General features: G+C 62.6%; 24 protein-coding genes and 4 tRNA genes. 18 read left to right on the plus strand and 10 right to left on the minus strand.

The annotated features are described in order from the left end of the window. Nucleotides 1–42 precede the first annotated feature (42 nt). Nucleotides 43–1842 (plus strand): cation:proton antiporter, encoded by a 1800-nt coding sequence (locus tag MC381_RS14840; RefSeq protein WP_251978538.1) that lies wholly within the window; start codon nt 43–45, stop codon nt 1840–1842. Nucleotides 1843–1948: 106 nt separating this feature from the next. Here the strand turns inward: MC381_RS14840 and trpC are convergent, their stop codons facing one another. From trpC to MC381_RS14870, 6 genes are all read right to left on the minus strand, one after another. Continuing rightward, nucleotides 1949–2761, minus strand: a complete 813-nt coding sequence (gene trpC / locus MC381_RS14845; RefSeq protein WP_251978539.1) for an indole-3-glycerol phosphate synthase TrpC — start codon at nt 2759–2761, stop codon at nt 1949–1951. Nucleotides 2762–2822: 61 nt separating this feature from the next. Next, entirely contained in the window at nt 2823–3842 is a 1020-nt protein-coding gene (gene trpD / locus MC381_RS14850; protein ID WP_251978540.1) for an anthranilate phosphoribosyltransferase, read from the minus strand. 17 nt (nt 3843–3859) lie between these two features. Next, on the minus strand, nt 3860–4447 hold the full coding sequence (locus tag MC381_RS14855; protein ID WP_251978541.1) for an anthranilate synthase component II: 588 nt from the start codon (nt 4445–4447) through the stop codon (nt 3860–3862). Between the two features lie 292 nt (nt 4448–4739). Continuing rightward, nucleotides 4740–5096 (minus strand): hypothetical protein, encoded by a 357-nt coding sequence (locus tag MC381_RS14860; RefSeq protein ID WP_251978542.1) that lies wholly within the window; start codon nt 5094–5096, stop codon nt 4740–4742. Between the two features lie 106 nt (nt 5097–5202). Then, nucleotides 5203–5754 carry a hypothetical protein gene (locus tag MC381_RS14865; protein ID WP_251978543.1) on the minus strand — a complete coding sequence of 184 codons (552 nt, stop codon included), beginning with the start codon at nt 5752–5754 and terminating at the stop codon, nt 5203–5205. Nucleotides 5755–6213: 459 nt separating this feature from the next. Continuing rightward, nucleotides 6214–6289 (minus strand) — tRNA-Ala (locus MC381_RS14870). 366 nt (nt 6290–6655) lie between these two features. Here MC381_RS14870 and MC381_RS14875 point away from each other — a divergent pair. The 6 genes from MC381_RS14875 (at nt 6656) to MC381_RS14900 (ending at nt 10308) form a co-directional block, all read left to right on the plus strand. Further along, nucleotides 6656–7294 (plus strand): response regulator, encoded by a 639-nt coding sequence (locus MC381_RS14875; protein WP_251978544.1) that lies wholly within the window; start codon nt 6656–6658, stop codon nt 7292–7294. Between the two features lie 117 nt (nt 7295–7411). Further along, nucleotides 7412–9253, plus strand: coding sequence for an excinuclease ABC subunit UvrC (uvrC, locus tag MC381_RS14880; protein ID WP_251978545.1), 1842 nt, complete (start codon nt 7412–7414; stop codon nt 9251–9253). A 91-nt stretch (nt 9254–9344) separates the two neighbouring features. Beyond that, nucleotides 9345–9893, plus strand: coding sequence for a CDP-diacylglycerol--glycerol-3-phosphate 3-phosphatidyltransferase (gene pgsA, locus MC381_RS14885; RefSeq protein ID WP_251978546.1), 549 nt, complete (start codon nt 9345–9347; stop codon nt 9891–9893). A gap of 108 nt (nt 9894–10001) precedes the next feature. After that, nucleotides 10002–10076: transfer RNA gene (locus MC381_RS14890), tRNA-Gly, on the plus strand. Nucleotides 10077–10087: 11 nt separating this feature from the next. Further along, a tRNA-Cys gene (locus MC381_RS14895) sits at nt 10088–10161 on the plus strand. Nucleotides 10162–10221: 60 nt separating this feature from the next. Further along, nucleotides 10222–10308: transfer RNA gene (locus MC381_RS14900), tRNA-Leu, on the plus strand. 410 nt (nt 10309–10718) lie between these two features. Here MC381_RS14900 and MC381_RS14905 read toward each other — a convergent pair. Further along, the gene (locus MC381_RS14905; protein WP_251978547.1) at nt 10719–11417 is read right to left on the minus strand and encodes an aspartate/glutamate racemase family protein; all 699 of its coding nucleotides are present in this window, start codon (nt 11415–11417) and stop codon (nt 10719–10721) included. A gap of 342 nt (nt 11418–11759) precedes the next feature. On the opposite strand from MC381_RS14905, the gene MC381_RS14910 reads away from it, so the two are divergent. Then, entirely contained in the window at nt 11760–12059 is a 300-nt protein-coding gene (locus tag MC381_RS14910; protein ID WP_251978548.1) for a hypothetical protein, read from the plus strand. Between the two features lie 664 nt (nt 12060–12723). Here the strand turns inward: MC381_RS14910 and MC381_RS14915 are convergent. From MC381_RS14915 to MC381_RS14925, 3 genes are all read right to left on the minus strand, one after another. After that, a complete protein-coding gene (locus MC381_RS14915; protein WP_251978549.1) occupies nt 12724–13485 on the minus strand; it encodes a DNA adenine methylase in 762 nt (253 codons plus the stop codon). Nucleotides 13486–13608: 123 nt separating this feature from the next. Continuing rightward, nucleotides 13609–14682 (minus strand): phage portal protein, encoded by a 1074-nt coding sequence (locus MC381_RS14920; RefSeq protein WP_251978550.1) that lies wholly within the window; start codon nt 14680–14682, stop codon nt 13609–13611. Continuing rightward, on the minus strand, nt 14679–16454 hold the full coding sequence (locus tag MC381_RS14925) for a terminase large subunit domain-containing protein (RefSeq protein WP_251978551.1): 1776 nt from the start codon (nt 16452–16454) through the stop codon (nt 14679–14681). The genes MC381_RS14920 and MC381_RS14925 overlap by 4 nt, the downstream gene beginning before the upstream one ends. A 145-nt stretch (nt 16455–16599) precedes the next feature. On the opposite strand from MC381_RS14925, the gene MC381_RS14930 reads away from it, so the two are divergent. The 10 genes from MC381_RS14930 to MC381_RS14975 all read left to right on the plus strand — a co-directional run bounded on the left by MC381_RS14930 (nt 16600) and on the right by MC381_RS14975 (nt 22347). Beyond that, nucleotides 16600–17415 carry a GPO family capsid scaffolding protein gene (locus MC381_RS14930; RefSeq protein WP_251978552.1) on the plus strand — a complete coding sequence of 272 codons (816 nt, stop codon included), beginning with the start codon at nt 16600–16602 and terminating at the stop codon, nt 17413–17415. Between the two features lie 10 nt (nt 17416–17425). Continuing rightward, the gene (locus MC381_RS14935; protein WP_251978553.1) at nt 17426–18436 is read left to right on the plus strand and encodes a phage major capsid protein, P2 family; all 1011 of its coding nucleotides are present in this window, start codon (nt 17426–17428) and stop codon (nt 18434–18436) included. 9 nt (nt 18437–18445) lie between these two features. Then, entirely contained in the window at nt 18446–19144 is a 699-nt protein-coding gene (gene gpM, locus MC381_RS14940; protein ID WP_251978554.1) for a phage terminase small subunit, read from the plus strand. A gap of 111 nt (nt 19145–19255) precedes the next feature. After that, complete coding sequence (locus MC381_RS14945; RefSeq protein ID WP_251978555.1) at nt 19256–19723, plus strand: head completion/stabilization protein; 468 nt, start codon at nt 19256–19258, stop codon at nt 19721–19723. Continuing rightward, a complete protein-coding gene (locus MC381_RS14950) occupies nt 19720–19932 on the plus strand; it encodes a tail protein X (RefSeq protein WP_251978556.1) in 213 nt (70 codons plus the stop codon). The genes MC381_RS14945 and MC381_RS14950 overlap by 4 nt, the downstream gene beginning before the upstream one ends. Before the next feature lie 91 nt (nt 19933–20023). Beyond that, nucleotides 20024–20233 (plus strand): hypothetical protein, encoded by a 210-nt coding sequence (locus MC381_RS14955; protein WP_251978557.1) that lies wholly within the window; start codon nt 20024–20026, stop codon nt 20231–20233. Further along, nucleotides 20230–20733, plus strand: a complete 504-nt coding sequence (locus MC381_RS14960) for a lysozyme (RefSeq protein WP_251978558.1) — start codon at nt 20230–20232, stop codon at nt 20731–20733. The genes MC381_RS14955 and MC381_RS14960 overlap by 4 nt, the downstream gene beginning before the upstream one ends. After that, nucleotides 20730–21101 (plus strand): hypothetical protein, encoded by a 372-nt coding sequence (locus tag MC381_RS14965; protein WP_251978559.1) that lies wholly within the window; start codon nt 20730–20732, stop codon nt 21099–21101. The genes MC381_RS14960 and MC381_RS14965 overlap by 4 nt, the downstream gene beginning before the upstream one ends. 95 nt (nt 21102–21196) lie before the next feature. Then, entirely contained in the window at nt 21197–21679 is a 483-nt protein-coding gene (locus tag MC381_RS14970; RefSeq protein WP_251978560.1) for a phage tail protein, read from the plus strand. Next, entirely contained in the window at nt 21676–22347 is a 672-nt protein-coding gene (locus MC381_RS14975) for a phage virion morphogenesis protein (protein WP_251978561.1), read from the plus strand. Before MC381_RS14970 ends, MC381_RS14975 begins: the two co-directional genes overlap by 4 nt. The last annotated feature ends 28 nt before the right edge of the window (nt 22348–22375 follow it).

The following is a 22375-nucleotide window of genomic DNA, read 5'->3' on the forward strand; positions in this document are numbered from 1 at the left end:
CGCTAGTCTGCGCGCTTTTTGCCACGCCCCGGAGAAACTGCCATGGAAGACGCTGCCCTTGCCTTGACCGGCATCGGACTGCTGGCGCTGATCTGCCAATGGCTTGCCTGGCAGTTGCGGGTACCGGCGATTCTGCCGCTGCTGATCGCCGGCATCGCCGCCGGGCCGGTCACCGGCATTCTCGAACCCGACGCGGTGCTCGGCGACCTGCTGTTCCCGATGGTCTCGCTGGCCGTCGCCGTGATCCTGTTCGAGGGAGCACTGACGCTCGACTTTCGCGAGCTACGCGGCCATGGTCATACCGTCAGCCGGCTAGTCACCTGGGGGGCGCTGGTCACCGCGCTGATCGGTATCGCCGCCGCGCACTGGGTCCTTGGCCTGTCGTGGAAGATGGCCAGCGTACTGGGGGCGCTGCTGGTGGTGACCGGACCCACCGTGGTGTTACCGCTATTGCAGTCGTTGCGCGCCCGCGAACACGTCAGCCAGATCCTGCGTTGGGAAGGCATCCTGATCGATCCGATCGGCGCCATCGGCGCGGTACTGGTCTACGAGTACGTCGCCCTGGGCGCATCGAACGGTGCCGCCACCCACACCCTGTTCAGCTTCGCCCAGACCGCCGTGATCGGTTTCGGACTGGGGACTGCCGGCGGCTATCTCTGGGGCAGCGTGCTGCGCCACTACTGGCTGCCGCAGCGACTCCACAGCTTCGGTACGCTGATGGTGATGCTGACGCTGTTCACCGCCTCCAACCAGCTGTTCCACGAATCCGGATTGCTGACCGTGACGGTGATGGGCGTGTGGATGGCCAACATGCGCGGCGTGCCGACCCAGCCGATCCTAGAGTTCAAGGAGACGCTGTCGATCCTGCTGATTTCGGGCCTGTTCATCCTGCTCGCGGCTCGGCTGAGCCTGGAGCAGCTCGGCCTGCTGTCGTGGCAAGCTTGGGTCTTCCTGGTCATTCTGGTCTGGGTAGCACGCCCGCTCGCGGTGTGGCTGTGTACGCTGAGTAGCTCGCTCAATTGGCGCGAGAAAGCGCTGCTGGCCTGGCTCTCGCCGCGCGGTATCGTGGCCGCGGCAGTCGCTTCGCTGTTCGCGATCCGTCTGGAGACGCTAGACGTGCCCGGCGCCGAACTGCTGGTGCCGGTGACGTTTCTCGTGATCATCAGCACGGTGGTGGTCCAGAGTCTCTTCTCGCGACCGCTGGCGCGACTGCTCAAGGTCGATGCGCCAACCCCCTCGGGCTTCCTGATCATCGGCGCCAATCCGGTTGCCCGGGCTTTCGGCAAGGTCCTGCAAGAGGCCGGTTTTACGGTACGGCTCTGCGATCACAACTGGGACGCCATTCAGGAGGCGCGCATGGCCGGGCTCTCGACCTACTACGGCAACCCGCTCTCAGAACACGCGAGCCAGCACCTGGCCCTGACCGGCCTCGGCCATCTGCTGCCCCTATCGCCCTATCGCGAACTCAACAATCTCGCTGCGCTCCACTTCGAACATGTCCTCGGCCACGGCAACGTCTTCCGGCTAGCGGTAGAGTCGTCGCGCAGCGCGCGTCGCCACCACCAGCAGGCGCTCGCCCACCTGCCGCTGCTGTTTGACGGCCACACCACCTTCACGCGGCTCTCCAGTCTGATCAGTCGTGACGCGGTGATTCGCACGGCGAATATCAACGACAGCTTCGGCATCGAGGACTATCGCCGCATCCATCAGAACCGGCTACTGACGCTGTTCACCATTTCGACCAGCGGGCGCATCCGCATCGCCACGGCGGAGAAGCCGCTCAACCCGAAGGCGGGCGACCTGCTGATCAGCCTGATCTTCCCGGATTCGCCGGAGTTCTAAGCCAGCCGGCCAAGGCTCGCCGCCCCCGTAGGATCATCGCCCTCAACGACAAACGCCGCTGACAGGCAGCGGCGTTTGTTAGGGCGACGGCAGTCAAGCCGGCGACTCAGAAGAACAGGCGACGCAGCGCGTTCCCCGGCTCCGCTTCGCGCATGAAGGCTTCGCCGACCAGAAACGCATTGACGTCGTATTCACGCATGCGCTCGACATCGTCGCGGGTGTGGATGCCGGACTCGGTGACGACGGTCACCCCAGCGGGGATGCGGTTGAGCAGCTCGAAGGTCGTGTCCAGCGAAGTCTCGAAGCTCCGCAGATCCCGATTATTGATGCCGACCAGCGGTAGATCCAGGGTCAGCGCGCGCTCCAGCTCAAAGGCGTCATGGACTTCCACCAGCACGTCCATGCCGAGCGCCGTCGCCTGCTGGTAGAGATCCTTGAGCCTGGCGTCATCGAGCGCCGCGACGATCAGCAGGATACAGTCGGCGCCAATCCCGCGCGCTTCCGCCACCTGATAGCTCTCGACGATGAAGTCCTTGCGAATGACTGGCAGCTGGCACGCCTCGCGCGCGGCGATCAGATAGTCCTCGTGCCCCTGAAAATAGTCCGCATCGGTCAGCACCGAGAGACAGCTGGCGCCGGCTGCCGCGTAATCGGCGGCGATCGCCGCCGGACGAAAGTCCTCGCGAATGATCCCCTTGGAAGGCGAGGCCTTCTTGATCTCGGCGATCACCGCCGGGTCACCGCCGCGAATGCAGGTCTCGAGCGCCGCCACGAAACCGCGTGGGGCGTCCTGCGCGGCCGCACGCTCGAGCCAAGCCTGCTCGCTGAGGGTCGCGCGCCGCTCGGCGATCTCCTCGTGCTTGCGCGCCAGGATCTTGGCCAGAATGGTGGGCAGTGCGGAATTGGCATTGTCGGTCATACGACGGCTCCGGTGACGGCTCTGACAAAAGACGAAATGCGTAACGACGTGGGCATCGGGATCACTGCTGAAAGACGCGAGTGAAATCCGCCAGCTCCTTGAGTTTCTCCAGCGGCAGTTTGGAAGCCTGAGCATCCTGCGCCATCAGCACCCCCTCCTTGAGCGAATCGGCTATGCCAGCGACATAAAGCGCCGCACCGGCGTTGAGCGCGACGATATCACCTGCCGGCCCCTTGCCCACCAGCGACTCCTTGACCAGCTTCAAGCTGTCTTCCGCCGTGACCACCTTGAGTGGTGCCAACGACTGCCGCTCGATACCCAGCGATTCGGGCGTGACGGTATACTCCCGGATCTCGCCGTCGCGCAGCTCGGCGACCCGGCTCGGCGCTGCCAGCGAAATCTCGTCCAGCCCATCCTCTGCGTTGACGACCAGCACGTGCTCACTGCCGAGCTGACGCAGCGATTCGGCGACCAGCGGCACCAGGTGCGGCGCATAGACACCGAGCAGCTGATTGGGCGCGCTTGCCGGATTGGTCAGCGGACCGAGAATGTTGAAGATGGTGCGAACGCCCATCTCGCGACGCGGGCCGATAGCATGGCGCATCGCCTGATGATGGCGCGGCGCAAACATGAAACCGACCCCGACCTGCTCGATGCAGCGCGCAATGGTCGCGGCATCCAGATCGAGATAGATCCCGGCCACATCGAAGAGATCAGCGCTTCCCTGCGAGGAGGAGACGCCGCGGTTGCCGTGCTTGGCCACATGACCGCCGGCGGCGGCCACGACGAAGCTGGACGCGGTCGATACGTTGAACAGGTTGGCGCCGTCACCGCCGGTGCCGACGATATCGACCACGTTGTCGCAGCTTATCGAGACCGGCTGCATCAACTCACGCATGACCTTGGCCGCCGCCGTGATCTCGTCAGCGGTCTCCCCTTTCATGGATAGCCCGATCAGGAAGCCGGCAATCTGGGCGTCGGTGGCCTCTCCGGTCATGATGGTCCGCATGACGGCATGGGTCTCCTCGAAGCCGAGGTTCTCATGACGCATCAAGGCGCCGATGGCATCCCGCATTTGCATATCGCTCTCCCAGCCGTTCAGGCGCGCCGTTTCAGAAAATTGGCCAGCAGTTCATGCCCCTGGCGCGAGAGAATCGATTCGGGATGAAACTGCACCCCTTCGATATCCAGTGTCTTGTGCTTGAGCCCCATGATCAGCCCCGGGGTCGGGTCACCGTCGTCGACCCAGGCAGTCACCTCGAGACAGTCGGGTAACGTCTCCGCGCTAACGACCAGAGAATGGTAGCGCGTCACCTCGAGCGGGTCCTCCAGTCCTTCGAAGACCCCCTCCCCACGGTGACGGATTGCCGAGGTCTTGCCGTGCATGACCTGCGGTGCACGCACGACATCGCCGCCATAGACCTGACCGATCGCCTGATGCCCGAGACAGACGCCCAGAATCGGCAGCTTGCCGGCAAAATGTCGAATCGCCGCCATCGAAATCCCCGCCTCGTTGGGCGTACAAGGCCCCGGCGAGACCACCAGATGCGTAGGCGCGTAGCGTTCGAGATCCGCCAGTTCGACCTCGTCGTTGCGCACCGTGATCACCTCCGCCCCCAACTCGCCCAGATACTGGACGATATTGAAGGTAAAGCTGTCGTAGTTATCGATCATGAGGACTGACATAGCGATAAACTCCTGATATTCGTGACAGATCGAGTCATGGCCGTGATTTCTTACCCGGGAGAGAGGCTCCCCAGTTCGATCATTTCACCTATGCCAACCTCACGGAGCGCAACGGACAAACGAAAAATGCCGCCCCATGGGGCGGCATTTCCGACAGACATTGGCGTGCCGCCCTTGAGTCAAAGGCGCCACCACCACTGGGTCAATCTGTGCGTTGGGCTCATATTCATGGCCCGTATAGTGCCTCGACGCTCACTGACGTGTCAACGCAGCCGCGCCACCACCGGGCCCGTCACTCGCGCCCTGTCTCCTCGACGAGATTGCGCATCAATTCATCGATATCCGGAAAGACGGGTTCGACCTCCCGGCTACTGCCGCAACCCGGCCCCAGCTTGACGCGCAGGAACTGCCAGAAGACCAGGCCGTAATCGCCAAGGTACTGACCGATACGCGCCTGGGCCGGTACGCCGAGCCCTGCCATCAGACGGTCCGACAAATGCGTCATCATCAGCGCCTGCAGTCGATCGAAAGCCAGCAGATCGCTCTCGGCCACAACCGATAGCCCCGGCAGCGCCGGCACCAAGGCCTCCCAAAGGCGGGGCACATCGGACGTCGGACGAATGGCGACGTCGAAAATGAGTTCTCGCATAAGCCCTCGCCCCGAATGTTGACGCCGGTCAAGGCGCCCGGATCGCACCCGATGACGACCGGTGACTGAATCATGACAGAACCGGGGCGCAACGAATGCGAAAAAATCACCCTTCATTTGGCACAATCGGCAGGAAACAGATGAAAGCACCAATAGCGACACTTCCGATCCAGGCAGTCATCTGCCGGACACTAGCCTGTTCGGTGCATTTCACCGTGCCGAATAACGAACCAGGGCTGCACGAAACAGCGCTCGCCGCAGTAGCGGAGGCACCATCGATACTCGCACTGTGCGGCAACATCGGCGCCAGAAAGCAGACGTAGCTGGCCTCCAGCGCCTCCAGGTCCATTCCGACCTCCTCGCGCCGGAAGCAGTGGCCGAACCAGGTCGAGCGCGACTCGAAACGCTCGCGCTCCTCGAGAAAGGTGTTCGCGACCAGCCGACGACACAGCGACTTGGCCACATCGCTGACATGGAAGGAAACATCCTGACTGATAAAAGCAAGATCCGTCGCGCGATAAAGCATGACATGCCCGAGGCGCAACGCCTCGTGAGCCATTATCTCCTCGCCTCCCAGCAGACCGCCCGCACCGCCGCGGTCCACCGCTGACGGATGCGCGATCACCGGCCCTGGGCCGGTTCCGTTTTCCCTCATCATTGCGTACGGACTCCCGTTAGCAGTCCTTTCCCTGACAGTAACGCTGTGCAAGGAAAAGATTACCAACCACCAACAGGAATATGAAAAGCCATAGAGGCTTATTTTTGTCATCAAAAGGGATAAGGCGTGTCCTGTACAGCGTCGGACGATGCGCAGCCTAGACACGACCGATGACGTCGATATGCCCATGACATCGATACACCAACCATGACGTCGATACACCAACGTAGAAGTGCCGCCAGCATGTAGAAGCGCCACCACTGTCGTACGCGTAGACGTAAATGTGCCGAACGAAGCCCTTTGCAGGGGACGCATGCCGACAACGGCGACAGCCGAAGCATCAGGACAAAGACGACATACCGAGATAAACAGGAAGAGGAAGGGACTGACACTGCATATGGCAGATATGAAAAAGCCGCTTGCCATGAATACGGCAAGCGGCTCATTCAGATCAATTTTTGGTGGAGCCTAGCGGGATCGAACCGCTGACCTCGACACTGCCAGTGTCGCGCTCTCCCAGCTGAGCTAAGGCCCCACGCGGGCGTCGTCTCTCGACAACGCGGCATACTTTATCGATAGCCCAGGCAGCCGTCAAGCGCGATTTTTTCATCCACAACAATGTCGCCCAAGGCCAACGACCTCGAGTGGCCAATGGCCGTCGCCACATTTCCGGGCGGCAAATTCCCCTGATGGAGGTGGAGCAATCGGTTCAGGAACATGTCAGACTGTGACCGACAAGAAGCGTTGTTTCTTAATGTTTCATTTTTGAAAGATAAAGAATCTCACTGAAAGACGCTCACCAACTGCAGGGATCGTTCGATAGCGCGTCGAGCACGCAGTGAATCACGCCTATTAATGGCATTGGCGGGCTCGAGTCAGGCAGTTAGCGGGGGATGATTTTTTGACAAGGGTATTGATTGCCGACGACCACCACCTGGTGCGTACTAGCATCGCTCGCGTGCTGAGCGAAGAGGCCGATATCGACATTGTTGCCGAAGTCGATAGTGGTGAAGGCGCACTGGACGCCTGCCGAGAACACGAACCGGATATCGCCCTGATGGATATCCGCATGCCGGGTATCGGCGGCCTGGAAGCGATTCTCAAGCTGCTGAGAAACCAGCCGGAGATCAAGGTCATCGTCCTCACCGGGCAGGTCGAAGAAAGCACCGCTCAACGTTTGATCGACGCGGGTGTAACCGGCTTCGTCAGCAAGGGGACCGAGCTCGACCTGATGATTCAGGCCGTGCGTCGCGTTGCCGCCGGCGAACGTTTCATCAGCGCTGATGTCGCCCAGCGGGTCGTGCTGGCTCGCAGCGAAGGCCACCGCAACCCGTTCGAACAGCTGTCGCACCGAGAGCTGCAGATTGCGACCATGATCATGAACTGCAACAAGGTCAGCCAGATCTCGGAAAAACTCTGCCTGAGCCCGAAGACGGTCAACACTTATCGTTACCGCATCTTCGACAAGCTGCAGGTGCAATCCGATGTAGAGCTGACCCATCTCGGCCTGCGTCACGGCATGATCGAAGGCTTCGAGTAGAATCGAGGGCTTCGAGTAGCATCGGGGCTTCGAACGGACGCGCTCGCCCGCGCGGAGACGCGCATCAGGTGAGCCCGACTTTCCGGCCACGCGGGTAGTTTTTGATATACTGCGGGCATGAGCGAAGCCCCTACTGACACCGCCGCGCGTTTTGATGCCCGCCATTTCCTGAAGTCCGTCTCGGAGTCGCCCGGCGTCTATCGCATGCTGGACGAATCCGCCAACGTGCTTTACGTGGGTAAAGCCAAGAGACTCAAGGCACGACTCTCGAGCTATTTTCGCGGCGCCTTGAATACCAAGACCCAGGCACTGGTTGCCCGCATCCGCGACATTCAGGTGACCATCACCCGGAGCGAGACCGAGGCGCTGCTGCTCGAGCAGACGCTGATCAAGGAGCTGCGCCCGCCCTACAACGTGCTGCTGCGCGACGACAAGTCGTATCCCTACGTCTTCGTCACCGATCGTCACGCCTACCCGGCGCTGGAGTTCAAGCGCGCGCGCCAGAAGCGCCAGGATGGCCGCTACCTAGGCCCTTACCCGAGCGCTACCGCCGTTCGCGAAAGCCTCGCGCTGATGCAGAAGATCTTCCGCATCCGCAACTGCGAAGACAGCGTTTTCGCGCACCGTGACCGCCCCTGCCTGCAGTATCAGATCAAGCGCTGCAGCGCGCCTTGCGTCGGTTATATCAGCCAGGCGGAGTATCAGCGCGATATCGACCACGCGGTGATGTGCCTTGACGGTCGCAGCGAGCAGGTCACGAAACAGCTGACCCTCGCCATGGAGCAGGCCGCCCAGACGCTCGATTTCGAGGAGGCCGCGCGCCTTAGGGACCAGATTCAGCAGCTTCGGCGCATGCAGGAAAAGCAGTTCGTCGACAACGCCGACGGCGACGCCGACATTTTCGCCCTGGCCGAGCAGCCCGGCGGACTCTGCATCAGCGTGCTGACGATTCGCCAAGGTCGGATGCTTGGCGCTCGCCACCACCAGCCGGAGAACGGCCTGGATCTCGGCATCGGCGAGTTGCTTGGCGAGTTCGTAAGCCAGTTCTACCTGGGCCAATCCAACGAGATTCCGCAAGAAGTCATCGTTTCGCACCCGCTGACGGACATCGACCTGCTGCAATCGGCGCTTGGCGAACGCGCCGGGCGCAAGGTACGCATCGCCTCACAGGTTCGCGGCCATCGCGCCCAATGGCGTGGTCTGGCGGTCACCAACGCCGAACAGCATCTCGCGACCCAGTTGGCCAACCGCAGCCAGTTGAGCCGACGGTTCGAGTCACTGAGAGCGGCTCTCGACATGCCTCAGCCCCCAGCGCGCCTGGAGTGCTTCGACATCAGCCACAGCCAGGGCGAGGCGACCGTCGCTTCCTGCGTCGTGTTCGACCAGGACGGCCCGGTCAAGTCCGACTATCGTCGTTTCAACATCGAGGGCGTCGCGGCCGGAGATGACTACGCCGCCATGCGCCAGGCGCTCACTCGACGCTTCAAGCGACTGCAGAGAGGCGAAGGCAAGCTGCCTGACATTCTGATCGTCGATGGCGGCAAGGGGCAGCTCAACATGGCGCGCGAGGTCATCGCCGAGCTGGAGGTCACCGGCGTGGCCCTGATTGGAGTGGCCAAGGGGGTGACCCGCAAGGCAGGTCTCGAAACCCTGTTCATCGAGACGGTGGACCGGGAGCTCGACCTCGACACCAGCTCTCCCGCCCTGCATCTGCTCCAGCATATCCGCGACGAAGCGCACCGCTTCGCGATCACCGGTCATCGCCAGCGGCGCGACAAGCAGCGCCGGACCTCCTCGCTTCAGGATATCCCCGGCGTCGGTCCCAAACGGCGACGCGAGCTGCTACGCTTCTTCGGCGGCCTCCAGGGGGTGCGCAAGGCAACCCGAGACGATCTGGCGCGCGTCCCCGGTATCAACGAACAGATGGCGACGACGATTCATCAGGCCCTACATGGATAACCCTGCATGGATAACGATGCCGGTCGCGAGGGATCTCGGTCGCGAGTAGAATGCCTCAATCTCTCTTACCAGCAAGGACGCTAGCGGTACGATGAACATTCCCAACATGCTCACTCTGGCAAGACTCGTGTTCATTCCGCTGCTGGTGATCCTGTTCTATCTGCCCTATCACTGGAGCCTGCCGGTGACCGCGGTCCTGTTCGGCCTCGCCGCCGTGACCGATTGGTTGGACGGCTACCTGGCACGTCGCTGGAACCAGAGCACGCCCTTCGGTGCCTTTCTGGATCCGGTTGCGGACAAGGTCATGGTGGCCGTGGCCTTGGCTCTGCTGATCGAGCGCTACGAAGTGTTCTGGCTCACCCTGCCGGCACTGGTCATCATCGGTCGCGAGATCGTCATCTCCGCGCTGCGCGAGTGGATGGCAGAGATCGGCGAACGCAAACGCGTTGCCGTCTCCTGGATTGGCAAGTCCAAGACAACACTGCAGATGGTGGCGCTGCTGCTCTTGCTCGGCTTCCCGCCCGCTACGCCGATCGCCTCGCTCGGCGTGGTGCTGCTCTACGCAGCGGCAGCACTCACGCTCTGGTCGATGATCCAGTACCTCAAGGCGGCGTGGCCGGAGCTGACCCGATCACTGTGAGCGGGTGCACGACCGGCCGGTCTGCCGCCGTGACATAAACCTCTCCAGAAAATTGCCATAAGCGTTTGACACTTACGGACTTATCCTTATAATGCGTCGGCGAGTTGAGCGGGAATAGCTCAGTGGTAGAGCATCGCCTTGCCAAGGCGAGGGTCGGGAGTTCGAATCTCCTTTCCCGCTCCATGACTCAATAAGGCTGGATGGCAGAGTGGTTATGCAGCGGACTGCAACTCCGTGTACGCCGGTTCGATTCCGACTCCAGCCTCCAACTCCGACAGCTCCCGTCGGAAGCGCATTCAGCGCACTCTCCCGAATTCTTTGATTCGCAGCCCGGATGGCGAAATTGGTAGACGCAAGGGACTTAAAATCCCTCGGTGGTGACACCGTGCCGGTTCGAGCCCGGCTCCGGGCACCATGCTCTCGTCGACCTTGCCCCACCGCCGGCCACGTGAACTCTGCGCTTCTTTTATCGACCAGTTCCTGGTTTTATCGACTCGTTCCTGTTTTTATCGATTCGCTCCCGGCGCCTTTATCATCACCAATCTCTGCGAGCGCTGGCTACCGGCTCTATGTCTTGTCACGCCAAGAAAAAACGACTCGGCAGCGTGCGATCGCGGTGACGATTGGGCGCTGCCGAGTCGAAGCGGTCGCAGGGAAGCGACTCGAATCCTGCCGCCGTGGCGCGTCGATGCCAACGGCCCCGGCAGCGTTGCTCCGTGAGAACCGGATAAGTTATCGGCATGGTGTCCGGCAACTTGAACCGCCCCACAATTGCTCATCGACCGTGATCACAGCGCGTGGCCGGCGCGACGCGCCAAGTCTGACTCACACCGACCGCAGGGCATACTCGAGCCCCATCGCCACGTGGAGCGCCGTCGTATCGTAAAGCGGTAGATCGCAATCCTTTGGCCGCAGCAATAGCGAAATCTCCGTGCACCCTAGAATGATCGCCTGCGCCCCGTCTGCCTCCAGACTTGCGACAATGCTTCGATAGTTCTGGCGGGAAACGTCGCTGATCACCCCCTGCACCAGCTCCTCGAAAATGATTCGATGCACCTGATCACGTTTCGGCGCGTCGGGGACCAGGCACGTGACACCGTAGCGCTCCGCCAGTCGGCCGCGGTAGAAATCCTGCTCCATGGTGAAGCGCGTCCCCAGGAGGCCTACCCGCTCGATCCCCGCGGCCATCAATCGCTCGCCGGTACCGTCAGCAATATGCAGAAGCGGAATATCGATGGCCGCCGAGATCGCTGGCGCGACCCGATGCATCGTGTTGGTCGCCAACAACAGGCAATCCGCCCCGGCCGCCTCGACACGGCGCGCGGCCTCCGCCAGCTGCCGTCCGGCTGCCACCCAGTCACCGGCGCGCTGTAGCGCCTCGATCTCGGCGAAGTCGACGCTGATCATGACAATCCTGGCGGAGTGGTGCCCTCCCAGACGCTCGCGCACCCCCTCGTTCAACAGGCGGTAGTAGCTCTCGGTGGATTCCCAGCTCATACCCCCCAACACGCCGATCGTCTTCATGCCCCGCTCCCACACTCGTCGAAAGACCCACTAGACCATCGAACCCCGGACCAAGCCAAGCCGTCGCAATGCGCTATCCCAAAATAGTGGACAGCCACCTCGGGCGCGCAGGCGACCGAATGGCTGACGATCAATTTCCGAATCTCATCTGACACTTTCACCTATCGCCAGGCGCGGGGCCGGCCCGCGGATACCTCCAGGCAACTCGCGTCCAGGGCCACTCCCCCCTTTAAATGTCAACTTTCTATACGTGTAGATACATTCTGCAAACCAAGAATTATCTTTGCCGCGTTGCCTACTGTTCAACCCGATTCCCACAGGGCCTAGCCCAAGGAGACAGGCATGCATCGACAGACACACGCTGATGATGTTTTCGACTTGGAAGTTCGCGCAGTGCAAAACGTCGCAGCGGCAAGAAAGATTGATCAGCTCAGTACACAGCTGGCCGCTTCCAATGCGCTGCTGCGAAGCGTGTTGGACCAGCTGGATGAAGCCAGAGCCGAAATCGAACAGTTGCGCAGCGAACGGACCGACGACGCTGTGAAGTCGGCGTTGCTAAAACTGCCAGACTTCTTCAGGACCAGCCCGACGGAGCGGATCCGGCAGCAGGTCTGTCCGATTTCGCAAGGCCATTTGGGCTGATTACCTCAGAGCGCAAGCGATGGCCCAGCGCCATCGCTTTTTTGTTGTCATTCCCGCCAGGTTCGACACCATCCTGCCTCAGCACCGGTCATGCAGACCGTCACGAAATATGCGACACTCCGCGCCTTTCCCTCGCGACCGACCACCCTACCGACGCTCTGCCCCATGACTCTCGAACGCTCCGCGCCCGCTCCGCTTGACCGTACCTTCTCCGTCGCCCCGATGATGGATTGGATCGAGAGCCTATAACTACGGTCTTCGTGACCTCCCAGTGACAAAATTGTGACCACAGAACCTCTTTTTTCCAGGCTAGCGGCTCACGATAACGCCCACGCTTGGCCACATCTGGCACCTCTCGCTACAACGTACTCTCCCATCACCAGACCTTCTCGCCTATTCTTCCCTACATGCATGAAACCGCTGTCACAACACCGCCAGTTTTTGCATAAATCTGCATAAAAAATCGCCCCCTCATAACCATCAGAATGCCCAGTACTGGCGCGGCTTCCACGCTACTGCAAGGGTGCGTAATTTCTGACCCATTTAGCGCGCGGGCGGGGCGGGGTGCTGATCGCGCGGCTCGGGCGGCGATCGGGGCTAGGGGCCGCCAGCCCAACGAAAGCGGCCGCCCTCCTGGGCGGCCGCGCTGTCGTGGATCGATCGATCAGCGATTGGTGATGATCAGTTCGCCACGTGCCTCGGTAGTCTGCCGGCCAACGCTGTATCGCAGCTGTGTCTTGCGGATGTTGAGTCCATCGAAGGCGGCGTGCATCTCCGGGATGTCGTTCACGCTGATGACCACCTGACCTTTCGAGCATCGCGCGAACTCCGCCATGCGGTCGTACTCCTCGAGCGCGAAGTCACGACCATAACCGGCGGTGCCCCAGTACGGCGGATCCAGATAGAACAGCGTCTGATATCGGTCGTAACGCCGCAGGCACTCATACCAGTCCAGGTGCTCGATCCAAGTACGGGCCAAACGAAGATGGGCATCGCTTAGCTCTTCCTCAATTCGCATGAGATTGAAACCAGGCGGTGCGCTGACCTTCGCCCCGAACGACTGCCCTGACACCTTGCCCCCGAATGCCAGCTTCTGCAGATAGAAGAATCGCGCGGCGCGCTGGATGTCCGTCAGGTGAGCGGGATCGACCTCGCGCTGGGTGAGATACTCCTCGCGGCTGACCAACGCCCAACGAAACTGGCGCACGAGCTCCTCGAGGTGGTGTTTGACGATCCGGTAGAGATTGACCAGCTCGCCGTGCGCATCGTTGATGACTTCGACCGCACTCGGCTCCTTCATGAAGTAGAGCGCGGCGCCGCCACAGAATGGCTCGACGTAGGTGTGGTGGGGCTGGAACAGCGGCAAGATCTGTTTCGCGAGGCGACGCTTGCCACCCATCCACGGGAGAATCGGTTTCTGGGCCATCCTGATACCTGTCTATTTATACAGCTTTTCGTTAAGATTTGGCTGTCGCTGTGAGGTCCGAGGGAGTGACAGGAATCAGGAAGATTCAGGCGATGCGCCCGGTGGCCGCCGGGCGCCCTACCTTCAGGCTTGTGCCGGTGCCTCCAGTGAATACGGCTGGAATCGCACCACCTCTTCGCCGATGCGATCGTTGATCTCGAGCATGGTCTGCTGAAGCGGCTCGAGTTCGTTGGCGACGAATACACGCGCCGCTTTCTCCACGTCCCCGAAGCCACCGGTGTTTTGCGGAATGATGCCCATCAGCTGCGGCGGGATTCGATGGCCGGCAAGCTGGTCGTCACGCGTGATGTTCTTGATGTTCCAGAACTCGTCCTTCGCGGCGACCTCCGATACCGGGATGATCTGCACCCCATCCTTCTTGCCCTTGGGCGCGTAGAGGAACAGGTTGCGGAAGTTGCCCGGTCCCTTGCTCTCCCGCAGAGCCTGGCGCATCGAGTCGATATCCTTCTTGTCGTGGGCCTCGTCGTTCACGTACATGATGAAGCCCGCGTGACTGCCATTAAGGTAGTACCGGCGGCGAAACAGCGTCGCGCTCTCGTTGAGCCAGGCCGACTGCATGGAGCCGATATAGTCCGGCAACCCGTAGACCTCCTGGTCGATGTCGGGCTCCATCAGGTGGATGGTTCGCCCCGCCGGCAGCTCGGTGCGGTTGATCCAGTCCGGCACCCAGAAATAGCGATGCGTCTGCGCGCCGCGGCGCATGTACTTGGCCGGCCGACGCTGCAGCTCGAGCAACCGCCCTAGCCGCCCCCGGATCTCCTCGAGGTAGCAGTTGCCGAAAACCAGATGGTCGAGCGCGAGCGCGCTGAACGTCTGCCGGCTCAGCAGTGGATGTGGCTGAAACGTGCGCAGCAGGATATTGCGCTTCACCTGCAACGCGGATCCGTGGTGCGCGGTCGCCCGGTAGCTCTTGGCCAGGATGTGAAACGGGATCGGCGGCTCATACCACTCGTTCGGCGATAGGTAGACGCCCTCGTAGAACACGTCGCACAGGCTGGTCACCGGCTCCGGATCGCCAAAGCTGAACGCCTCGGCGCGTCCCGCCCCTGGGGACCCGGTCTCGCGGGTGGATTCGGATGCGTTGGAAAGAATCGCGGGAACGCGCACGCGCGGCTTGGCGGCGGCTGGCTCGCTCATTCGTAGATCTCCATCATGGATTCGCCGGTATCGCCGGCCGGGCCGTCGATCGGTTCGAAGTGCAGGGCGTGCATGGTCGCCCACGCGAGATCCGCGTGGCCGGTCTTGGCGTTGCGCCCCGAGGTGTAGGTGAACTGACGACCGCTGGCCGTGAGCTCCTTCTTGATCGCCATGAACGACTGGGCGAGATCCACCCAGCCGGCGTCGAACTCGAGTCGATCACGCCGGATGATCTGCTGCGCCTGCAGCACCATCTGGGTCTTGAGCTCGACGGTGTAGTGATACCGGGTGACCAGCGGAAACCACTTGGCCACGTGCTCGGCCACGGCCGCGCCAATGCCGGTCGTGTCGATGCCGATGTGGTCGATGTCGTACTTGTCGGCGAACTGGCGGATGAAAGCCGCTTGCTCTTCGTAGTCCTGCCCTTTGAGTCGATGACGCTCGAGAATCCGGTGCTTTTCGCCGGCGGAGCGTGCCGGCAGGATCACCACCAGCCCCGCCCCATCGCCATCCTCGTTGATACCGGTCGGGTCGTAGCCGATCCACACGCCCCGCTCGCCCACCGGCCGAGGCGCGAATGGCCGGTAGTCGTCCCAGGCTTCCCAGGCGTCGACCATGCAGCCCTGCAACACGCCCAGCGGAAAAGCGCTCTGGCTATCATCAACGAACTCGCACTCGAAAAGGTTGGCGAACTCGTCCGCGCTGTACTCGAACTGCAGGTCCTCGATATCGAACAGATCGCAACCACCGGCCTGGGCATCGTGCACCGTGACGATCTGCTTCCACTGCCGGTCGCCGCAAAGCTCGCCGTCCTTCAAGGCCGAGTGGCTCACGTCGATATCGACGCGATCGGCCTTCTTCCGCCGTTTGTTGATCCGTTCGCCGGTCCAGAAGGAATATGCCTCGTGCGCGATCGACGACGGTGTCGAAAAATAGGTCTGCCGCCACTGCTTATGCGTGGCCATGGCCGAGGCGACCTTCCGGAACTGCTCGAACCCATGAATCCAGAAGTACTCGTCCAGATACACGTCACCGTGATAGCCCTGGGCGGTCTTCGAGTTGGTTCCGAGGAAATGTAGCTCGGCACCGTTCTCGAGGATGATCGGATCGCCTTTCAGCTCGACGTCGCAGGTCTCTTTGACGAATTGGATGATGTAGTTCTTGAAGATGTGAGCCTGCGCCTTCGAGGCGCTGAGGAAGATCTTGTTCTTTCCCGTCTTGAAGGCATCGACGATCGCCTCGCGGGCAAAATAGAACGTGGCGCCGATCTGGCGGCTCTTGAGGATGTTGCGGATGCGGTGCTTTTCGCCGGCGGCATGCCAGGACAGTTGATAGTCGAACAGCGAATCGAAGAACGCCGCCTCCAGCGCCTCGAACTGCTCCTCGGATAGCGCGTTGCGTTTCGGCTTGCGCTTCGGCCCCGCGTTGCGCGCGGCGAGCTTCGGATTGAGGTCCCCCTCCTTGCCCGTCTCCTGGTACCGGTGCACCCGCGCAATGCGCTCGATCTGCCGGCCGAGCAGATCGATCTCCTTGTAATCCCCTCCTGTCTTACGGTCCTTCACGATCAGTTGAACCAGCCGCGCTTCGAGCGCGCCTTCGACCCGCTGCGTGGGCGAGGACTCTTCCCAGCGGTCGCGTTCCTTCCAGCTATGTACCGTGGCCGCCTTCACCTCGATGAATTCAGCGATACGCGCGACACGCCAGCCCTGCCAGTACAGGTGGCGAGCGGTCAGGCGCGGAGAATCGAGGGAGTCGGGGGCTGTCGTCGTCATGCGGCCAGCGTACCCGCCCGGGCGCTCGGGCTACCGGGCAAGCCGTTGTAGATCGCGAATCTACAACGTCGCTCGATTGAGATGAGCGAAGGGGGCGCGGAACCTGTCGGCACACAGCAAGCAGGCAGTCACCGAGGGACACCCAATGCCGAAATGGTTTCGCGTCGCGACCGAGGGCGCCACAACGGATGGCCGCACGATCTCCAAAACGTGGATCGAGCAGATGGCCAGCAATTTCGACCCGGCGAAGTACGGCGCCCGGATCTGGATGGAACACATGCGCGGCATGTTCCACGACGGTCCGTTCGCGGCGCTGGGCGACGTCACCGCCGCCGAAGCCCGCGAGGTCGAGGATGGCAAGCAGGCGCTTTTCGTCCAGATCGATCCGACCGATCGGCTCAAGCAGATCAATGGCGAGCGGCAGAAGGTCTACACCAGCATCGAGGTGGACCCGGACTTCGCCGGCAGTGGCGAGGCCTACCTCATCGGCTTGGCCGTCACCGACTCACCGGCCAGCCTCGGTACTGAAATGCTGCAGTTCTCGGCCACCCAGGGCGAGGCCTCTCCGCTCAACGCGCGCAAGCAGCGCCCCGAGAACCTGTTCACCGCCGCGACCGAAACCGAGCTCGACTTCTCGGAGCCGGAAGACGAAGGCCCCTCGCTGCTGGAGAACGTGAAGGCGCTGTTCACCCGACATACCGCCAAGGGAAAACTCGAGTTCGCGGCATTCCGCAACGACCTCGAGCAGACCCTCGGCCTCTTCGTCGAGAAGCACGCCGCACTCGAAGCCGAGCTCGCGAACCGACCGAGCGCCGATGCCTTCTCCGAACTGCGGACCGCGCACGCGGAGACGCGCCAAAAACTCGATGCGCTCTTCACCCAACTCGACACCACCCCAGACCAGCCGCCCCGCTCCACCGCCACCGGCGGCAACGGCGGTACCGAACTGACCGACTGCTAAGGACCGCCCAATGCGCAACGATACACGCCTCGCTTTCAATCGCCTGACGGCCCAGATCGCCCAATTGTCCGGCGTCAACTCCGCGACCGACTCTTTCGCTGTCGAGCCCAGCGTCCAGCAGACGCTGGAAACCCGTATTCAGGAATCCAGCGAATTCCTCGGCATGATCAACGTGGTTGGGGTCGATGAGCTCAAGGGCGAAAAGCTCGGCCTCGGTATCTCGGGGCCGATCGCGGGCCGCACCGATGTGAGCCAGAAGGACCGTTCGCCTCGCGACCTGACGACGCTCGACTCGCAGAGCTACGAGTGTGCCTCGACCGAATTCGATACATACCTGCCGTGGAACAAGCTGGATGCCTGGGCCAAGTTCCCTGACTTCCAGACCCGAGTGCGCAACACCATCCTGCGGCAACAGGCGCTGGACCGGATCATGGTGGGTTTCAACGGCACCAACGCCGCCCGGGAAACCGACCGAGCCACAAACCCTCTCCTTCAGGACGTCAATGTCGGCTGGCTGCAGCAGTACCGCACCCATGCGCCGGCGCGCGTGATGTCGAAAGGCGCGGCCGAGGGCAAGATCGTCGTCGGAACAGGCGGCGATTACGTCAACCTCGATGCGCTGGTCATCGACGCGGTCAATGAGCTCATCGACCCCTGGTTCCGGGAATCGACGGACCTGGTCGCAATCATGGGCCGCAAGATGCTCGCCGATAAGTACTTCCCGCTGATCAATCAGGACCATCCGCCGACCGAGCAGCGAGCCCTCGACCTGATCGTCAGCCAGAAGCGCGTGGGTGGTCTCCAGGCAGTGCGTGCCCCCTACGTGCCGGACGGCGCCATCTTTGTCACCGCGCTGAGCAACCTGTCGCTCTACTGGCAGAACGGTAGCCGCCGCCGCTATATCCGCGACAAGCCGGAGCGCAAACGCGTTGAGAACTACGAGAGCTCCAACGACGCCTATGTCGTCGAGGACTTCGGGCTCGGATGCCTGATCGAGAACATCGATGTCACCGAAGCGTAAGGGGAAACGATGACGAGCCCAGCCCGCCGACACTTTCAGCGCGTCACCGCCGCCCGGGCGGCCGGTGACGCGGTACCCGGCCAGCCCCAGAACGGTGAACAGTACGAGCTGATGATGGCCGCGATGTGGGAGGCCCGCCGCTCCCTCAAGGCGATCAAATCGACCGAAGGCAAGATCGCCCTGAAACGCCAGCTGCTGCCCCAGTTCGATGCCTACATCGAAGGCGTGCTCGAGAGCGGCAGCGGTGCCCAGGACGACGTGCTGGCCCGAGTCATGATCTGGCGCTTCGACATCGGCGATCTGCCCGGGGCACTGTCCATCGCCCGTTACGCCGTCGAGCACGATCTCGACACGCCCGACAGTTTCGAGCGTGATACGCCGAGCCTGGTCGCCGAGCAGTTGGCGGAAGAGACGCTCGGACAGCTCGACCGGTCCACGGACGAGGATCGACTGGCACTCGCCACGACCCTCGCCGGGCTCTGTTCCGAGGCCCGCGGCCTAATCGACGGCGCCGACATGCATGACCAGATCTCGGCCAAGTTCCACAAGGCCTATGGCTATGCCCTGCGCGACGCCGGCTGCCCGGCCGCCGCGCTCGAGCAGTTGAAGCGCGCCTACACGCTCAACGACCGCGTCGGCGTGAAGCAGGACATCCAGAAGCTCGAACGGGAAATCACCAGACAGAACGCCGGCACCCCGGGCCAGTAAGCCCGACGCCGCCACCGAGTCGCACGCCGACGCCAAGGGGGCGTCGGAGGAGATCGGGCCCAGCGCCCCGTCGTCGATCTCCGACCCACCCCCTTACTTACGGAGCGCACCATGTCACTGGTCGCCTACGGCAACGCCAACATCCCCACCGCCGGAGCCATTACCAACAACGGCTTCTGGCCGGACATCCAGCCGCGCGAGTTTCGCGAACGGCATCGCATCGACACGACCATCACCCAGGGGCGTGTCGTCGCCGCGCTCGAGATCGCGGTCGCCAGCCTCAATCGACAGCTTTCCGACTACCAGCTTGACCGACAGGCCGCCGGCCATCGAACCGCCGACGCCGTGCCGCCGGAAGTCTGGCAGATCGATGGGCACGCCGGGCGTCTCTATCGTCAGGGGGTTTTCGCCGAAGCGCACGCGCAGCTGCTCGAAAGCTACCGAGATTTCACTGCCACGCGGGAGGGTGACGAACGTGGAGAAGCCAAGAGCGACGCGGCCGAGGCTTATCGGCGCGATGCCCGCTGGGCGGTGTCGGAGATCATCGGCGAGCCGCATACCACGGTCGAGCTGATATGACTCGCACCGTTCGCGCTCACCAGGGCGACACGGTCGACGCCATCTGCCAGCGCGTCTTCGGCCGTACCGCTGGCGTGACCGAGCAGGCGCTCGAACTGAACCCAGGGCTCGCCGAGTTTGGCCCGGTACTGCCGCAGGGCACGGCGGTCGTACTGCCGGACGTCGCGCCCCGCCCCCAGCGGTCCGACCCCATTCAGCTCTGGGACTGATGCCATGACCGCGCGACTACGCCAACCACGCAAACAGCCCGACCCGATAGTCGTGCTGATCACCCTTCTGATAGCTCACGCAGGAACGGCCATGGCCCAGCAGCTGAATATCACCACCGAAGCGATCAAGACGACACCGCCGGCCATCGTCTCCCTGTTGCACGCCGGCGGGATGACGCCCAGCGACTGGATCACCGTGCTGACACTGGCCTATCTCATGCTGCAGATCGGCCTGCTGCTGCCCAAGTATCTCGAGCGGATACGCGGGTGGTGGGACCGGCTTCGCGGGAACAAGCGATGAGATGGCGCCGCTGGCTGGATAACGGCGTCATCGGAATCGGTGGCGGTATCGGCCTGGCGTTGTCGATCTCCATCGGCATGGTGAAGCACTACGAAGGCACGGAGCTGGAATCCTACCCCGATCCGGTGGGGATCCCCACCATCTGCACCGGACACACGGGGCCGACCGTAGAGCTGCATCAGACAAAAACTCAAGAAGAGTGCGACGACCTACTCGCCGGCGACCTGGGCAACGCTTTCGATGCGATCGACCGCTACGTCGCGCCCGATATCAACGTCACGATGCCACCGGTCCGGCGCGCGGCGCTGGCCAGCTTCATCTTCAACGTCGGCGAGGGCGCCTTTCGCGGTTCCACGCTCCTGGAGCGGCTCAACGCCGGCCGCGTCAGAGATGCCTGCAACCAGTTATCGCGCTGGATCTACGCGCAGGGGCAGAAGCTCGAGGGACTCGTGCGTCGACGCGCCACGGAACGCGATCTCTGCCTCGCGGGGCTGGAATGAAAGCACGCGTGTTCGCGGGACTTATCGCGCTGGTCGCAGCCCTCGCCTTTTCCGCCGGCTGGCTTACGCGCGGCTGGTTCGAAGACGCCCAACGACTGACCGAAGAACGCGCCGCCCGGCTGGTGGCCGATGCCGCGACAGCCCGCGAAGCGGATATCGCCGGCATCGTTGAGGAACGTCTCGCCGAGCTCGACGCGAACGAGCGCGTTATCGATAGAGGGATCATCCGTGAAATTCAGCAGCCGATTTACCGCAACGTGTGCCTTGGCGATAACGCTGTGCGCTTGCTCAACGACGCCGCCGGCCGCGCCCACACTCCAGCAGAACCTGCTGCAGCGCTGCCCGCGGGCGCTCCCGCTGCTGACTGACGGCACGGGCGAAGACATCGTGCTCACCATGAACACCTGGGCCAGCGCCTACCACCGCTGCGCCCTACGCCACAACGGACTCGTCGAGGTACTCGATGCGCAAGCTCGCCAACCTTCGCCAGCACCTGCTCGATAGCGTGCCGCCTCTCGCGGCCGATCCCGATCGACTGCGTACCTACACTCCCTCGGGGAGCATTCGCTTTAGCCGGGGCCAACACCTCTCCCATGAATACCGCTTCACTGCCGAGATTATCGTGATGGGGCATCGGGGCGATCTCGACCCGATCGTCTTGCCCCTGCTGCAATGGCTCGCCCACTACCAGCCGGACGCGGATCCGGAACAGGCCGTCAGCTTCTCCGCCGAGATCCTGTCCCACGAAGAGCAGGACCTGATTTTCAGCGTCGAGCTGACCGAACGCGTGGTTGCCCTCGTGGACAACGACGCCGGAACGATCCGCAGCGAGCACCGGCTGCCGGAGTATCCCATCGATCGCGACCCGGCCCAGCGCTGGCAGCTATCGACACGCACCGACGGCCAGGACGACTTCACGCCCGCCAGTGAGTGGCAAACGCCATGACCGAGGACGACCTGCAGCGCCTGGAGAGCTGGGCGGGTCCGCTGATCGAAAAGCTGGAACCAGGCCAGCGGCGCAAGTTGTCCCGCGAGATCGGCGTGGCGCTCCGCAAAAGCCAGCAGCAGCGTATCCGTCGCCAACAAAACCCGGATGGCACGCCCTACCGCTCCCGCGTCGGCCAGAAGCAGACCCGGCGCGCGCGCCGCCGCTTGCGCTTCATCTACGAAAAACCCGGCCATGCCCCGGAAGAGCGCGAGATTCTCAACTGGTTTGCGACGCCCGAGACCTACTTTGGCTTCGACCAGAAACACGCCGGCGAGCTGCGCACCTTCAAGAAGCGGCGTGTCATCCGGATACTCGAGCGGGACCTGACTCCGGTGATCGACCCGCGAGCCAAGCGCAATCAGGGCAAAGCCAGCGAGGCCATGTTCCAGAAGCTACGCACCGCGCGGTATCTCAAGCTGAAGGCGAACGCCGACCACGTCGCCGTCGGCTACGAAGGCCGCATTGCCCACATCGCTCGCATCCACCAGGAAGGCCAGAACGCCCCCATCAACGGCTTCCTGCGCTACGACTATCCCGAACGGGAACTGCTGGGCGCCACGCCGGACGATATCGAGCGCGTCTACGACATGCTCATCCGCCATCTCGGCTCGGATCTGGAGGGCTAGGGCGTGTTGTAGATACCCGATCTACAAC

The sequence above is a fragment of the Salinicola avicenniae genome (assembly GCF_023736115.1).
GTDB lineage: Bacteria > Pseudomonadota > Gammaproteobacteria > Pseudomonadales > Halomonadaceae > Salinicola > Salinicola avicenniae.

Excerpts from the sequence above, each read along its gene's own strand:
- MC381_RS14905 (WP_251978547.1), bottom strand. The coding sequence starts at position 11,417 with ATGAAGACGATCGGCGTGTTGGGGGGTATGAGCTGGGAATCCACCGAG.
- MC381_RS14935 (WP_251978553.1), top strand. The coding sequence starts at position 17,426 with ATGCGCAACGATACACGCCTCGCTTTCAATCGCCTGACGGCCCAGATC.
- MC381_RS14945 (WP_251978555.1), top strand. The coding sequence starts at position 19,256 with ATGTCACTGGTCGCCTACGGCAACGCCAACATCCCCACCGCCGGAGCC.
- MC381_RS14865 (WP_251978543.1), bottom strand. The coding sequence starts at position 5,754 with ATGATGAGGGAAAACGGAACCGGCCCAGGGCCGGTGATCGCGCATCCG.
- MC381_RS14930 (WP_251978552.1), top strand. The coding sequence starts at position 16,600 with ATGCCGAAATGGTTTCGCGTCGCGACCGAGGGCGCCACAACGGATGGC.
- MC381_RS14860 (WP_251978542.1), bottom strand. The coding sequence starts at position 5,096 with ATGCGAGAACTCATTTTCGACGTCGCCATTCGTCCGACGTCCGATGTG.
- MC381_RS14920 (WP_251978550.1), bottom strand. The coding sequence starts at position 14,682 with ATGAGCGAGCCAGCCGCCGCCAAGCCGCGCGTGCGCGTTCCCGCGATT.
- MC381_RS14960 (WP_251978558.1), top strand. The coding sequence starts at position 20,230 with ATGAGATGGCGCCGCTGGCTGGATAACGGCGTCATCGGAATCGGTGGC.
- MC381_RS14965 (WP_251978559.1), top strand. The coding sequence starts at position 20,730 with ATGAAAGCACGCGTGTTCGCGGGACTTATCGCGCTGGTCGCAGCCCTC.
- trpD (WP_251978540.1), bottom strand. The coding sequence starts at position 3,842 with ATGCAAATGCGGGATGCCATCGGCGCCTTGATGCGTCATGAGAACCTC.
- trpC (WP_251978539.1), bottom strand. The coding sequence starts at position 2,761 with ATGACCGACAATGCCAATTCCGCACTGCCCACCATTCTGGCCAAGATC.
- MC381_RS14955 (WP_251978557.1), top strand. The coding sequence starts at position 20,024 with ATGGCCCAGCAGCTGAATATCACCACCGAAGCGATCAAGACGACACCG.
- gpM (WP_251978554.1), top strand. The coding sequence starts at position 18,446 with ATGACGAGCCCAGCCCGCCGACACTTTCAGCGCGTCACCGCCGCCCGG.
- MC381_RS14855 (WP_251978541.1), bottom strand. The coding sequence starts at position 4,447 with ATGTCAGTCCTCATGATCGATAACTACGACAGCTTTACCTTCAATATC.
- MC381_RS14840 (WP_251978538.1), top strand. The coding sequence starts at position 43 with ATGGAAGACGCTGCCCTTGCCTTGACCGGCATCGGACTGCTGGCGCTG.
- MC381_RS14910 (WP_251978548.1), top strand. The coding sequence starts at position 11,760 with ATGCATCGACAGACACACGCTGATGATGTTTTCGACTTGGAAGTTCGC.
- MC381_RS14950 (WP_251978556.1), top strand. The coding sequence starts at position 19,720 with ATGACTCGCACCGTTCGCGCTCACCAGGGCGACACGGTCGACGCCATC.
- MC381_RS14970 (WP_251978560.1), top strand. The coding sequence starts at position 21,197 with ATGCGCAAGCTCGCCAACCTTCGCCAGCACCTGCTCGATAGCGTGCCG.
- pgsA (WP_251978546.1), top strand. The coding sequence starts at position 9,345 with ATGAACATTCCCAACATGCTCACTCTGGCAAGACTCGTGTTCATTCCG.
- uvrC (WP_251978545.1), top strand. The coding sequence starts at position 7,412 with ATGAGCGAAGCCCCTACTGACACCGCCGCGCGTTTTGATGCCCGCCAT.
- MC381_RS14925 (WP_251978551.1), bottom strand. The coding sequence starts at position 16,454 with ATGACGACGACAGCCCCCGACTCCCTCGATTCTCCGCGCCTGACCGCT.
- MC381_RS14975 (WP_251978561.1), top strand. The coding sequence starts at position 21,676 with ATGACCGAGGACGACCTGCAGCGCCTGGAGAGCTGGGCGGGTCCGCTG.
- MC381_RS14915 (WP_251978549.1), bottom strand. The coding sequence starts at position 13,485 with ATGGCCCAGAAACCGATTCTCCCGTGGATGGGTGGCAAGCGTCGCCTC.